Here is a 12,627-nt window from a genome sequence, read left to right as displayed (position 1 = left end):
ACCTTATCTCAACACTGCCGGTCGCGGAGACGCAATACTTACCACCCGCGGCGCGACAGCGACCCCTATGCGGGAGCTATCCGACATCGACGTCATCGGCGTGGTGGGGGCCGGTACGATGGGCAACGGGATCGCGCAGGTCGCCGCGACCGCCGGCTACGAGGTCGTGATGCGCGACATCGACGACGAGTACGTGGAGCGCGGCCTCGACAGCGTCGCGGACAGCCTCGACCGGCTGGCGTCGAAGGGCGCCCTCGACGAGGCCCCCGAGGCGATCCGCGACCGGATCGCGGGCACCACCGACCTCGACGACCTCGCGGCCGCGGACGTCGTCGTCGAGGCGGCGGTCGAGGACATGGACGTGAAACGCGACGTGTTCGCCGACCTCGACGAGGTGACCGACGACGACGTCGTCCTCGCGACGAACACCTCGACGCTGTCGGTCACGACCATCGCGAGCGCCACGGACCGCGCGAGCGACGTGATCGGACTCCACTTCATGAACCCGGTCCCGATCATGGACGGCGTGGAGGTCGTCGTCGGGGAGCGCACCGCGGACGCGGTCGTCGAGTTCGCGCACGCCTTCGCCGCGGACCTGGGCAAGGAGACGTGGGAGTCCGACGACAAGCCCGGCTTCGTCACGAATCGGATCCTGATGCCGTGGATCAACGAGGGGGTCCGCGCCTTCGACGAGGGCGTCGCCGACAAGGCCGACATCGACCGCGGGATGAAGCTCGGGACGAACGTCCCGATGGGGCCCTTAGAGCTCGCCGACCACATCGGGCTCGACGTCGTGTTAGACGCCAGCGAGACGCTGCACGCCGAGCTCGGCGACCGCTACAAGCCGGCGTACCTCGTCAAGCGCAAGGTTGAGGCCGGCGACCTCGGGAAGAAGACGGGACGCGGGTTCTACGAGTACGGCGACGAGTAGGAGGCGACGAGGGAGAGGCGACGAGGGAGACGGGGCGGCCGGCGGGACCCCGGCTCAGGCGCCCTTCGCCGTCCGGTCGTCGTCGGCCGTCCACCGGCGGGCGCCGGGGAGGAGCCCGACGAGCTTCGTCACGTAGCCGAACCGGAACAGCCCGAGCTGCGAGAGCGCGCCGAGGGCGAAGACGGCCAGGAAGGCCGGCGCGGTGACGTCGAACAGGAGCGGTTCGACCGACGGTCCGGCGGCGGCCGCGTCCAGCGTCGCCGGCGTGAGCGAGCGCGACGCGAACGCCGCGCCGATGAACGCCGTCGAGACGACGAGCGTCGTCCGGCTCAGGACGAACCCGAACAGCGCGCCGACCGCGACGCCCGCGAGCGTCGCGCCGACGAGCAGCAGCGTCCCCTCGACCCCGGCCGCGTCGGCGGCGTACAGCGGGCCGACCGCGAAGCGACCGGCGAAACCGCCGACCAGCCCGCCGATGGCGACGACGGCGAAGGAGAGCCCGGCGTACGCGAGGAAGCCGCCGACCGCGGCGCCGATCGCGACCGCGACGCCGGTCAGGACCAGCCCGTCGACGGCGATGACTCCGGCGAGGCTCGGCGCGGCGAGGTAGCCCGCGCCGCCGCCGACGAGCAGGCCGGTCAGCGTGACGGCGTAGACGGAGACCGCGGCGCCGACGAACGCGAGGAGCAGTCCCGCGAGGACGAGTCCGGCGTTGACTGGGGTGAGCATACGTCCGCCTTTTCGACGGCGAGGGATAAAAGCCGCCGGCCCGAGCGCGTCGGTCTCACCGCGCCCGCCGCCCCGCCTGACGGTCCACGTGGCGCGTGTAGCCGCCGACGGCGAGGCCGAAGCCGACGACGAGCAGCAGGAAGCCGAGCAGCCGGCTCGTCCCGATCGTCAGCATCGAGAGGAGCAGGCCGAAGGCGAACGCGAAGACGCCGGCGACGGCCACCCCGACGTCGACGAGCGGCGACGGCTGGACCGCCTCGCAGTGGGGGCAGACCCGGGCGTCGCTCGCGATCGGCTCCCGGCAGTCGACGCAGCGGACGCGGTCGTTCGACACGAGCGGTCGTTCGGACGACGGTCACTTATATACGTCAGTCCGCCGCGGCCGCGCCGGCGTCGTCGCTCGCGCCGAGCGTCTCCTCGACCTGCGTCACGACCGCGGCGAACGCGACGACCGCGAGCCCCGCGCCGACCGCGAAGGGGACGACGAACCCGAAGCCGACGAGCCAGCCGGACGCGAGGGGACCGAGCGCGACGCCGAAGCCGAACCCCATCGTGAGCACCGACAGCGTCGTCCCCGACTCGCCCTCCCGCGCGAGGTCGCCGGCGAGCGCGAGCGACGGCGCGAAGACGCACGCGACGGCGACCCCCTGCGCCAGCCGGACGAGCGTCATCACGACCGGGTCGGTGACGATCCCCTGCAGCAGCGTCGTCGGGACGAGGAGGACGAAGCCGGCGAGCAGGAACGGCCGGCGCCCGATCCGGTCGCTGGCCTGCCCGACGGGCACCTGCAGGAGCACGTTCGCGATCGTGACGGCCGCGAACTGGAGCCCGAACCACACCGGCGCCTGGTCGAGCCGGACGTTCACCTGGTTCTGGAGCGTCGCGAACAGCGCGATGCACATCCCCATCGCCACCGTCGCCAGCCCCAGCGCGAAGACGGGGTCGAGCAGGCGGTCCTCGCCGCGCACGCGGATCGAGAGGTCGTCGCTCGCCTCGCTGGACTCGGCCGCGTCGCGGACGAGCAGGAAGACGAGGGCGAAGCTGAGGTACGCCCCGCCGCAGGCGGCGGCGAAGGCGGCGTCGAAGCCGTCGATCACGGGGAGGCCGATCGGCGAGAGGTCGTACGGGCCCGCCTCGACGACGGCGCCGGCCAGCACCGGACCGAAGCCGAACCCGATCAGCCGGAAGGTGTTGTACACGCCGAAGTTGCCGCCGCGGTCGGCGTCGGCCGACGCGTACTCGTTGACTAACGCGACCGTCGCGGGGATGATCAGCGCCGCGCCGAACCCCTGGATCGCCCGCAGGACGACGAGCTGCCAGTAGACGGTCACGACCGTGTAGAGCCCGCTCGCGGTGCCCAAGAGGAGGATCCCGATCAGCACGAACGGGCGACGGACGCCTATCCGGTCCGAGAGCCGCCCGGTAATCGGCTGCGAGAGGCTGTTGAGGAAGCCGAAAAGCGAGAGGACGATCCCGATGAGGAGCGGCTCGGTCACCGTGACCGCCGCCGCGCCCACACCGACCTCGGTCCCGAGGAGCGCGCTGACGTCGATCAGGTCGCTCGCGATGTACAGCGGCAGCACGACGATGAGGAAGGAGTTGCCGGCGGCCCCGACCATCCGGGCGAGCGCGAGCACGATGACTCGCCGGTCGGTGTCGGCGATGCCGGAGAGCGTCCCCATTTCCCTCCGCTTCGGTCGGGACCACAAAGGTGTTTGCGAACGGCGGGAGTCGTTCCGGTTCCGGGCGGTCCGGCCGGGAGAGCCGGGACGATCCGTCGACGGTGAGCGTCGGCCGCTACGATTCGGGCACCGGCGGCTGGCGGCGCTCGATCCCGCGGACCTCGAAGCGCGCGCCGCCCTCGGCGGACTCGGTCGCCGCGACGGCCCAGCCGTGCGCGGTGGCGATCTCTTGGACGATCGCCAGCCCGAAGCCGGTGTTGCCCTCAACGCCGGTCCGGCCGGGCTCGAAGAGATCGCCGGCGACGTCCCCGGGGATCCCCGGGCCGTCGTCGGCGACGTAGAAGCCGTCGTCGAGGTCGCCGACGCGGATCGAGACGTCCGACCCGCCGTGCTCCACGGCGTTCCGGACGAGGTTCTCGAAGAGGTTCCGGAGTCGGTCGGGGTCGGCGAGCACCTCCCGGTCGGTCTCGACCGTCAGCTCGGCGGACTCGGTGTCGACCGTCTCCCTAGCGTCCGCGGCGACGCCCGCGACCGACACCGGCTCGGGGTCGCCCACGGTCTCCCCGTCGCGGGCGAGCGTGAGGGTGTGCTCGACGATGGACTCGATGCGGTCGAGCGCGTCGGCCGCGGCGTCGAGGTGTTCGGCGCCCTCGTCCGCCATCGTCCGCGCCAGGTCGAGGCGACCCTGCGCGACGTTGAGCGGGTTCCGGAGGTCGTGCGAGACGATGCCCGCGAAGGAGTCGAGCCGCTCGTTCTGTCGTTCGAGCGCCGCCTCGCGCTGCTTGAACGCCGTGATGTCCTGCTGGAAGCCGACCCACTCGGTGACGCGCCCGTTCGCGCCGCGGATCGGCGCGACGCTGACGCGGTTCCAGAACTCGGTCCCGTCCTTCCGGTAGTTCAGGAGTTCGACGCTGGCGGGCTCCTCCGCCTCGATCGCCTCGCGGAGCTGCGCGACCGACTCCTCGTCGGTGTCCGGACCCTGTAGGAACCGGCAGTTGACCCCGATCGACTCCTCGCGGTCGTAGCCGGTCATCTCGACGAACCGGTCGTTGACGTACTCCATCGGGTTGTCCGTGCGGTCGGGGTCGGTGATGGTGATACCGACCGGCGCCTCGTCGAGCGCGCGGGTCTTCGTCTCCAGCTCCTCGCGCCGCTCCACCTCGTCCGAGACGTCGCGCAGGATGCCGACGCTCCCCTCGAAGCAGTCGCCGTCGTACGGCAGCGCCGCCATGTGGTCCCGACAGGGGATCGGCTCCCCCTGCTTCGGCTCGATGTCGACCCGGAACCGCTGGATGTCCGGACCGGTGCTGGAGAGGATGGTTCCGAGCCGGTCCTCGGACTCGGCGACCGCGTCGTCGCCTTTTATAAGTCCGGGCGTGCTTCCGACGATCTCCTCGACGTCGTAGCCGGTCAGCTCCGCGAACGGCTCGTTGACGAACTCGAACGTCCCGGTCTCGTCGACCACGTACACGGGGTAGCCGAGCGCGTCGATGACCGTCGAGTAGCGGTCCGCGATCTCCCGAGTGCGGTGCTCGTCGACAGCCTGGTGGACTCGGTTCGCGAGCCGTCGGAGCTGCTCCGGGCCTCCCTTCTGGAAGTAGCCGGTGACGCCAGCGTTGAGCGCGCGGCTCGCGATCTCCTCGCTCCCCTTCCCGGTGTACAGCACGAAGGGGATCGAGCGGTCCGTCTCGCGGAGCCGGTCGAAGAACTCCAGCCCGTCCATGCCGGGCATGTCGTAGTCGCTGACGATGCAGTCGAACCGCCCGCCGTCGAGTTCGTCGAGGGCGTCCGCCGCCGCCGTGACGCTCGTTACCGCGACGTCGTCCAGTTCGCGTTCGAGGTACGCCTCCGCGAGGTCGAGCACGGAGGGGTCGTCGTCGACGTGTAACACGTCGATCCGTTCGGGCATGCGGGCGGATACGTCGCCGACTCATAAACGGATGTCGCCCCGGGTATCAGTTCTGAGTACGGAGCGAGTGGGCCGGTCGGGGCGCGGCTGAGGGTCGGTCGCCCGACCGACCGGTTCCACTGCCGCCGCGCGTGGCTGATCGTTAAGTCGGCGCGGCGCGGACGGTCGGGCGATGGCGGGCGGCACGCTCCCCGGGACGGCGACCGACGAGGCGGACGGGAGCGACCGCGTCGTGTTCCACGTCGATATGGACTGCTTTTACGCCTCCTGCGAGCGCCTGCGGCGACCAGAGCTCGCGGGCGAACCCGTCGTCGTCGGGATGGGGTACGAGGACGGTGAGACGGTCGGCGCCGTCGCGACCGCGAGCTACGAGGCCCGCGCGTTCGGCGTCGAGAGCGCGATGCCGATCTCCGAGGCGCTCGACCTGCTCCCCCGCCGCGCCGACGCCGACCCGGACGACTCGGACGCGCCGGACCCCGAGGCGGCCGGCCGGTACCTGCCCGTCGACCTCGGATTTTATAAGGAAGTCGCGGGCGACGTGAAGGCCGTCCTCCGGGACTGCGCCGACACGCTCCGCGAGGTGAGCGTCGACGAGGCGTACCTCGACGTCACCGACCGGACCGCGTGGGACGCCGCGGAGGGGGAGAGCGCCGCGGCCGGCCCCGCCGAGGCGCGTACCCTCGCGGAGGGGTACGCCCGGCACGTCAAGGAGCGCATCGAGCGGGAGGCCGGGGTGCCCGCGAGCGTCGGCGTGGCGCCGAACATGTCGACCGCGAAGGTCGCCAGCGACGCCGACAAGCCGGACGGGCTCGTCGTCGTGCCGCCCGGTTCTGTCGAGTCCTTCCTCGCGCCGCTACCGACCGCCGAGATCCACGGCGTCGGCCCCGTGACGGAGCGGACGCTCGCCGAGATGGGGATCGAGACCGCCGCCGACCTCGCCGCGGCCGACCCCGACGGACTCGCCGACGAACTGGGGGAGCGCGGCCCGGAGCTCCACCGGCGCGCCCGCGGCGACGACGACCGGGAGGTCACGCCGACCGGGCTCCCCAAGAGCCTCTCGCGGGAGTCGTCGCTGTCGCCGACCGCCGACCGGGAGACGAAGCGCGAGACGGTGGCGGCGCTGGCGGCGGACGTGGCCCGTCGGGCCCGCGAGCGGGGCTGCCTCTACCGCACCATCGGGATCAAGGCGGTCGAGCCGCCCTACGATGTCAACACGCGGGCGCGGAGCCTCCCCGGTCCGGTCGACGACCCCGACCTCGTGGAGTCGGTCGCGTTCGACCTCCTCGGGGAGTTCGACGGAGACCGGGTCAGAAAGCTGGGCGTGCGGGTCTCCAACCTCGACTTCGCCGAGAGCGACCAGGCGACCCTCGGTGGGTTCGATCCGGGCGACGGCGAGGGAACGAGCGCCGGCGGGAGCGCCCGCGGGACGGGGACCGGGTCGGCCGCAGGCGGCGGCGACGGCGGGAAGCTCACCGACTGGGTGGACGGCGAGCCGGGCGCCGAGGACGAGGGCGAGACCGACGAGGCCCGAGACCGACGGGCGAGCGAGCGCGGCGACGGGCAGGCGTCGCTCGGCGACTGGGGGTGAGACCCTCCGGCGCCGGAATCGGCGCGTGGATTTATCAGGCGAGCGCGGCGATTCGGAGGCGTGTCCCTCGCTCGCCGCGTCCTCCTCGGCTCGAACCGGAACGGCTCGCCGCGTCGGTATCGGCTCCTCGTCCCGCCGCTGCTCTTCCTCGCCGTCTTCGCCGCCTACGCGGTCGGGGCGTTCGAGGTCTCCGGCGGGGTCGTGTTCCTCGCGGGCGACGCCGCGGTCGTCGGCGTCCTCGCGGCCGCGGTCCTCGCCTATCGACGGGCCGGGCTGGCGCTGGCGTGGGCGTCCGTCTACGGCGCGCTCCTCGGGTACAACGCGGACCACTACCTGCTGGGCCTCTCGGGGCGGCCCCTCGGCGAGCGCGTCGCCGCGCTCGTCGGACCCGACGGGCTCGCCTTCGTCGGCGTCGAGGCCGTGGTCCTGGGGACGCTCGCGTGGGTCGGCGGCGCGGCCGCGGCCCGAGCCGCGGAGGCGCTTCGGTCCCGAAGCGGTGAGGCCCCGTCCGAGTGAGGGGATTTAGGTGCCCGAGCGCCGACTCCGACGCATGGACGATCTGTCGTGGGAGACGCTCGACACCGACATCGACTACCGCTGCCCCGGCTTCGACGTGCGCCGCGACGAGGTGCGCTTCCCGGACGGCGAGACGGACGGGTTCCACTACGTCGACGAGCCGCCGGCGGTCGTGGTGCTCCCGCTGACCCCCGACGGCGACGTCGTCGTGATCGACGAGTGGCGGCAGGCGGTCGGCCGCGTCAACCGCGGGATCCCCGCCGGGACGGTCGAGTCGGCGGACGCCGACGACCTCGAACGCGCCGCCGCCCGCGAGCTCGCCGAGGAGACGGGGTACGAGGCCGACGCCTTCGAGCGCCTGACGTCGGTGGAGCCGACGAACGGGATGGCGGACTCGGTCCACCACCACTTCCTCGCGACGGGGTGTGAACCCACCGCCGAGCGCGACCTCGACCACAACGAGTCGATCGCGGTCGAGACGGTCCCGTACGACGACCTGCTCGAAGCGGTCGTCGACGAGGGGCTCCGCGACGGGCGGGCCGTGACCGCCGTGCTCTGGTACGAGCTGCTGCACCGCTGACGGGGGCTTCCGGGGGGTCGCGAGCGCGGCGCACGAACAGCCCTATTATGCGTCGGCCCGTACGCCGGGTAATGCCTGACCCCTCCAGCGACGACGGGACGCGACGGGAGTCGAGCGCTCCCGACGGCGGCGAGCCGGCGGACGGCTCGGCCGCGACCGGCGACGGGCCGGCGACCGCCGACGGCACCGCCTCGCCGACGGCGTCCGACGGGTCCGACGGCCGCGGCGTCGGGATCGCGATCGTCACGGCCTTGCTCTTGGGGGCGCTCGGCCCCGCGATCGCCCTCGCCAGCGGGGGCGTGGTGCTCGCTCTCAACGCGGTGACGGGCGGGCTCCCGCTCGCCGTGACCCTCGTTATCACGCTCGTTTTGGGCCAGTACGTCGCGTTCGGCGGGCTGGCGCTCGGCTACCTCGCGTGGCGCGGGCTCGACCGGTCCGGGATCGTCGCGTACCTCGGCGTGCGGCGCCCGAGCCTGAAGGAGATCGGCCTGATCGTCGGGAGCTGGGCGCTCATCCTCGTCACGATCATCGTCGTCTCGATCGTGATCCAGCAGCTCGGGACCGAGGCCGCCTCGAACCAGAGCGCGGAGCTGGCGATGCGGAACCCCGCGATCATCCCACTCCTCATCGCGGCCTCGTTCCTCGTGATCGGCCCCTCCGAGGAGATCCTGTACCGCGGCGTCGTCCAGGGACGGCTCCGGGAGTCGCTGTCGCCGGCGCCCGCGATCCTCATCGCCTCCGCGATCTTCGCCGCCGTCCACGTGATGGCGCTGACCGGCGGCGCCTCCGCGCGGCTCACCACCATCGCCATCCTCTTCCTCCCGAGCATCGTCTTCGGCGCGGTGTACGAGTACACCGAGAACCTCGTCGTCCCGGCGCTGCTTCACGGCCTCCACAACGCCGTCATCTTCACCATCCTGTACATCTCGATCGCCTACGGCGACGAGATTCAGGAGGCGGCCGGCGGCGGCGCGGCGCTGCTCCCCATTTAAAAAGACGAGCGACAGGGGGCGTTTCGGACCGCCGCCGGCTGCCAGAGGCGCGAAGCGCCTCGCTGTCGCGAGCCGTCGCGACTGGGGCCTTGGAGGTGTTCACCGATACGCAGTCGACAACCGGTTATAAACAACCAGAACATCTGCAACTACCGAGTAGAAGCGGACTGAGGGGAGTAAGCCCCCTTCGGTTCGTCCCGACATTCGGCTAAGCGTCCGCGCCGTGGCCGGACTACCTTATGGCGCGGACTTGCACCGGCGAGGATTCGCCGTTCCATCCGTTCCCACCCGTCGATCCTCCTCGGGTTAACTCCCTTCCCTCGCGGGTCGGTTCGCGCGAATCACGGGTCGGGGCGGGGGGTGTCGTTGCTGTTCCAGAGCCAGCCGTCTCCGACTCCGGGCGTGTGCCCGGTCGCCCGTCCGGCCGGTGGGGGGACTTTCCTCATGCCAGAGGCACGGGAGTCGGGCTCCCTCTGTCCGGGTCGACGTTGCCCGCGACCGCGAATAAGCGATCCGGTCGGAGCGGGGGTTCCGAGCGCGCCGCGACGGTAACGACGGCCTAATTCGACGGCGGGTGCGGCCGCGACCCCGAGGACGAGCGCTGCTTCGACCGCCGGCGAACGGGGGTCCACCCGCCGGCGAACGGGGGTCCACCCGCCGGCGAACGGGGATCCACCCGCCGCGTGAACCGGGGAAATCGAAGCGCTCCGGCGGGATGCCGTGCCATCAGTTCGCAAGGGAAGCGTTCAAGTCGTCAGCAACGTAATGGACCTACATGTCCGAGGCCCAGACCGTTCAGCTGTCGTACGACGACGGTGCACGAGCGGTCGAACTCGCGCGGGAGGCGGTCGAGTCGTTCGTCCGACACGGACAACGTGAACAACCCGGCAGCATGCGCGAGGCGTTCTACGCCCGCACCGGGGCGTTCGTTCGATTGGAATCCACGAGAGGCCGCGGCCGCCTCCGCGGCTGCGCGGGCGCCTGGGAAACGTCCGACCAGCTCGGCCACGCCATCGTCGAGGCCGCCATCAAGGCCGCCTCCGGCGACTCCTGCGGCTCGGAGGTCGAGCCCAAGGAGCTCGACAACATCACCGTCTCCGTGTTCGTCGTCTCGAACACGGTGCTCACGAACGACCCCCTCGCCGACCTGCAGATCGGCACGCACGGCGTCGCCGTCGACGGCGGCAACTCGCACGGCTGGCTCTACCCGACGGTCCCCGTCGAGAACGGCTGGTCCGGCGCCGAGTTCCTCTCGCGCGCCTGCCGGAAGGCGAAGCTCTCCCCGACCGCCTGGGAGGACGACGACACGATGGTGACGCTCATCGAGGGACAGGTGTTCCGAGAGCGCGCCGACGGCGGCGCCGTCGAGGAGCTGTAACGGCCGAAATCGACTGTTCTTCTCCGTTTCCGGTCGTCGGCCCCGTAGCCGACCGCTACTCCGCCCCGTAGCCGACCGCCTCCGCGTCCGCGAGCGCCCGCTCCGCCGCGGCCGCGAGGTCGGTCGCGTCGCCGGCGACGACCTCGCCGTCGCGGATCGCCGGCCCCATGAGCGACTCGGCGTCCTCGGGCCCCGATCGGTCCGCCAGTCCCACCGCGTGCGCGCCGTCCGCGGTGCGGTAGACGGCCTTCGCGCCCGAGAGCTTCCCGCGCTTCGCGGCCGGCTCGCCGTCGACGGCGACGAGGTCGAGCGCGAAGTCCACGGGGTCGGCGTTGGAGACGTAGCCGCCCACGCCGAAGCCGTCGGCGACGTCGCGGAGCTCGCGGAGGTCGGCGGGCTCGAGCCCGCCGGAGACGTACACGCCGACGTCGGCGTGGCCGCGGGCGTCGAGCTCCCACTGGACCTCGCGGACGATGTGCCGGAAGTCGCCGCGGCGCGACCCGGTGGTGTCGAGCCGGACGCCGTCCAGCCGGTCGCCGAGCGCCGCGACCGCCCGGAGCGTCTCGTCCACCTCGTCGGAGTAGGTGTCACAGAGGGCGATCCGCGGCACCGACTCGTCGACGGCCTCGTCGAAGGCGCGCCACGCCGCCTCCTGCTCGCCGCGGCCGAAGCAGATCGAGAGGGCGTGCGGCATCGTCCCCGACGCCTCGCGGCCGATCAGGTCGCCGGCGGCCACGTGCGAGAAGCCGTCGAACCCGCCCACGAGCGCGGACCGCTCCACCGCCGCCGTCATCGAGGGGTGCACGTGGCGCGCGCCGAAGGAGAGCACCTGCGACTCCGGCGCGGCGGCCCGGCAGTCGAGCGCGGCGGTCGCCATCCCGGAGGCGTGCGAGAGGAAGCCCAAGAGCGAGGTCTCCAGCCGCGCGAACTCCCGGTACGGCCCCTCGATCCGCATCACCGGGCCGCCGTCGAACAACCGCCCCTCGGGGATCGCGTCGGCGTCGACGTCGCGGCCCTCCAACAGCGCGAGCGCGTCCTTCAGCCCGGCGAACAGCTCGAAGTCGCCGTCGGGGAACTGGTCGGCGGTCACCTCGGCGACGACGCGCGGGTTCCGGCCGGCGCGGTCCAGCACGGCCTCTGTCCGCTCGAAGTACGCGTCCGTCGCCCGGCCGTCGCGGATCGCGGCCGCGTCGACGATGTCGAACTCGGTCATACACGGGATACGCCCGCGCGGGAGCAAAAGCGGTCCGGGTCCCGGGCCCGCGCGGTCCGGGTCCCGGGCCCGCGCGTCGCGGCGACACTCGTCCGCCGGCGCGCCGAGCGACTCAGTCCCGCGACCGGCGGGCGAGCAGCGACACCGCCGCCAGCAGCCCGAGGAGGCCGGCGACGACCCCGAATCCGGGCGCCTCGTCGCCGGTCGAGGCGTCCGGCCCGGACGAGCCGTCCGGGCCGTCGCCGTCCGACCCGGAGTCGTTTCCGTCGTCGCCGTCCGACCCGTCGTCACCGTTCGTGCCGTCGGCACCGTCCGTCCCGCCGTCGCCGCTCGCACCGTCCCCGGTCGCGGGGGGCGCGAGGTCAGCGTCGGGGCGCAGTTCGAGCACGCCGCCGGGCTCCGGGGCGTGGACGATCGTCACGCGCGTCCCGTCTCGGACGACGCCGTAGGCGCCGGGGAAGTCGCCGTCGTCGATCTCGTACACCCGTCCCGCCTCGTACTCGTCGTCGCCGTGGGCGGTTACCATCTCGACGTACGTCTCGCGGAAGTCCGCGGCGTCGGCGGTCGTCTGCCACTCGGTCACCCAGACGTACCCGTCGCGGGCGTCGTCGCCGTCGCCGGCGCGGTACGGGTAGAGCTCGTCGCCCGCCCAGCCGTCGGTCGACTCGTGGGCGTAGTTGTAGTTCGCGCGGGTCTGGAGCTCCTCGTCCGGCTGCGTGTGGATCCGGACGTTCGCCCCCGCGCTCGTCTCGGGCTCGAGCACCGGGTACCCGTACTCGAGGCTCTGGTACCAGAACATGACGAACATCGACGCCTCGCCGGTCGTCTCGGCGCCGTCGACCCCCTGATCGGGGTACGTCTCCCAGTCGCCGGTCGCCGTGTCCTCGAACGTCACGTTGCGGGTCTCGTAGTCGGGGTTCCGGTGGATCACCTCGGCGGTGCTCCCCGGCGGGTTCGTCATCGTCTCGTTGACCGCCTCCCAGCCGCCCTCCTCGACGAGTTCCTCGACGTAGAGCGCGCCGTCGGAGTACGGCTGGAGCACGGTCTGGAGGATGCCGAAGTTGAAGTCGGCCGCCGACCCGCCGCCCCCGCCGCCCGCTGCGCGGCCA

The 12,627-nt window shown here is 72.3% G+C and carries 12 protein-coding genes and 1 other RNA gene; 6 read left to right on the top strand and 7 right to left on the bottom strand.

Going from position 1 to position 12,627, the window contains the following annotated elements; translation table 11 throughout:
• Positions 1-67: 67 nt before the first annotated feature.
• The gene (locus DJ81_RS18540) at positions 68-931 is read left to right on the top strand and encodes a 3-hydroxyacyl-CoA dehydrogenase family protein (RefSeq protein ID WP_094526494.1); all 864 of its coding nucleotides are present in this window, start codon (positions 68-70) and stop codon (positions 929-931) included.
• A 54-nt stretch (positions 932-985) separates the two neighbouring features.
• Here the strand turns inward: DJ81_RS18540 and DJ81_RS18535 are convergent, their stop codons facing one another.
• The 4 genes from DJ81_RS18535 to DJ81_RS18520 all read right to left on the bottom strand — a co-directional run bounded on the left by DJ81_RS18535 (position 986) and on the right by DJ81_RS18520 (position 5,251).
• Positions 986-1,660 (bottom strand): phosphate ABC transporter permease, encoded by a 675-nt coding sequence (locus tag DJ81_RS18535; RefSeq protein WP_094526493.1) that lies wholly within the window; start codon positions 1,658-1,660, stop codon positions 986-988.
• 55 nt (positions 1,661-1,715) lie between these two features.
• A complete protein-coding gene (locus tag DJ81_RS18530; protein ID WP_094521910.1) occupies positions 1,716-1,994 on the bottom strand; it encodes a zinc ribbon domain-containing protein in 279 nt (92 codons plus the stop codon).
• Positions 1,995-2,028: 34 nt separating this feature from the next.
• Positions 2,029-3,342: an MFS transporter gene (locus DJ81_RS18525; protein WP_094521909.1), complete on the bottom strand. Its 1,314-nt coding sequence runs from the start codon at positions 3,340-3,342 to the stop codon at positions 2,029-2,031.
• Positions 3,343-3,457: 115 nt separating this feature from the next.
• Entirely contained in the window at positions 3,458-5,251 is a 1,794-nt protein-coding gene (locus DJ81_RS18520) for a PAS domain S-box protein (RefSeq protein ID WP_094591062.1), read from the bottom strand.
• 172 nt (positions 5,252-5,423) lie between these two features.
• On the opposite strand from DJ81_RS18520, the gene DJ81_RS18515 reads away from it, so the two are divergent.
• The 4 genes from DJ81_RS18515 to DJ81_RS18500 all read left to right on the top strand — a co-directional run bounded on the left by DJ81_RS18515 (position 5,424) and on the right by DJ81_RS18500 (position 8,927).
• On the top strand, positions 5,424-6,839 hold the full coding sequence (locus tag DJ81_RS18515; RefSeq protein ID WP_094591060.1) for a helix-hairpin-helix domain-containing protein: 1,416 nt from the start codon (positions 5,424-5,426) through the stop codon (positions 6,837-6,839).
• A 60-nt stretch (positions 6,840-6,899) separates the two neighbouring features.
• Positions 6,900-7,355: a hypothetical protein gene (locus DJ81_RS18510; protein WP_094521906.1), complete on the top strand. Its 456-nt coding sequence runs from the start codon at positions 6,900-6,902 to the stop codon at positions 7,353-7,355.
• Between the two features lie 34 nt (positions 7,356-7,389).
• Complete coding sequence (locus DJ81_RS18505; protein ID WP_094521905.1) at positions 7,390-7,935, top strand: NUDIX hydrolase; 546 nt, start codon at positions 7,390-7,392, stop codon at positions 7,933-7,935.
• Positions 7,936-8,006: 71 nt separating this feature from the next.
• On the top strand, positions 8,007-8,927 hold the full coding sequence (locus DJ81_RS18500; RefSeq protein WP_094591058.1) for a CPBP family intramembrane glutamic endopeptidase: 921 nt from the start codon (positions 8,007-8,009) through the stop codon (positions 8,925-8,927).
• Positions 8,928-9,092: 165 nt separating this feature from the next.
• Here the strand turns inward: DJ81_RS18500 and rnpB are convergent.
• An RNA gene (gene rnpB / locus DJ81_RS18495) (RNase P RNA component) lies at positions 9,093-9,405 on the bottom strand.
• Between the two features lie 297 nt (positions 9,406-9,702).
• On the opposite strand from rnpB, the gene DJ81_RS18490 reads away from it, so the two are divergent.
• Positions 9,703-10,305 carry a TIGR00296 family protein gene (locus DJ81_RS18490; protein WP_094521903.1) on the top strand — a complete coding sequence of 201 codons (603 nt, stop codon included), beginning with the start codon at positions 9,703-9,705 and terminating at the stop codon, positions 10,303-10,305.
• Positions 10,306-10,360: 55 nt separating this feature from the next.
• Here DJ81_RS18490 and DJ81_RS18485 read toward each other — a convergent pair whose 3' ends face one another.
• Together DJ81_RS18485 and DJ81_RS18480 are read right to left on the bottom strand one after the other, a co-directional pair.
• Positions 10,361-11,518, bottom strand: coding sequence for a nicotinate phosphoribosyltransferase (locus tag DJ81_RS18485; protein ID WP_094591056.1), 1,158 nt, complete (start codon positions 11,516-11,518; stop codon positions 10,361-10,363).
• 112 nt (positions 11,519-11,630) lie between these two features.
• Positions 11,631-12,627: Hvo_1808 family surface protein (locus tag DJ81_RS18480; RefSeq protein WP_141212626.1), on the bottom strand; the 997-nt coding region annotated here is incomplete at its 5' end.

Source organism: Halorubrum sp. Hd13, assembly GCF_002252755.1.
Lineage (GTDB): Archaea > Halobacteriota > Halobacteria > Halobacteriales > Haloferacaceae > Halorubrum.
The sequence above is the reverse complement of the archived record's forward strand: the minus strand, read 5'-3'. Positions and strand labels throughout refer to the sequence as shown.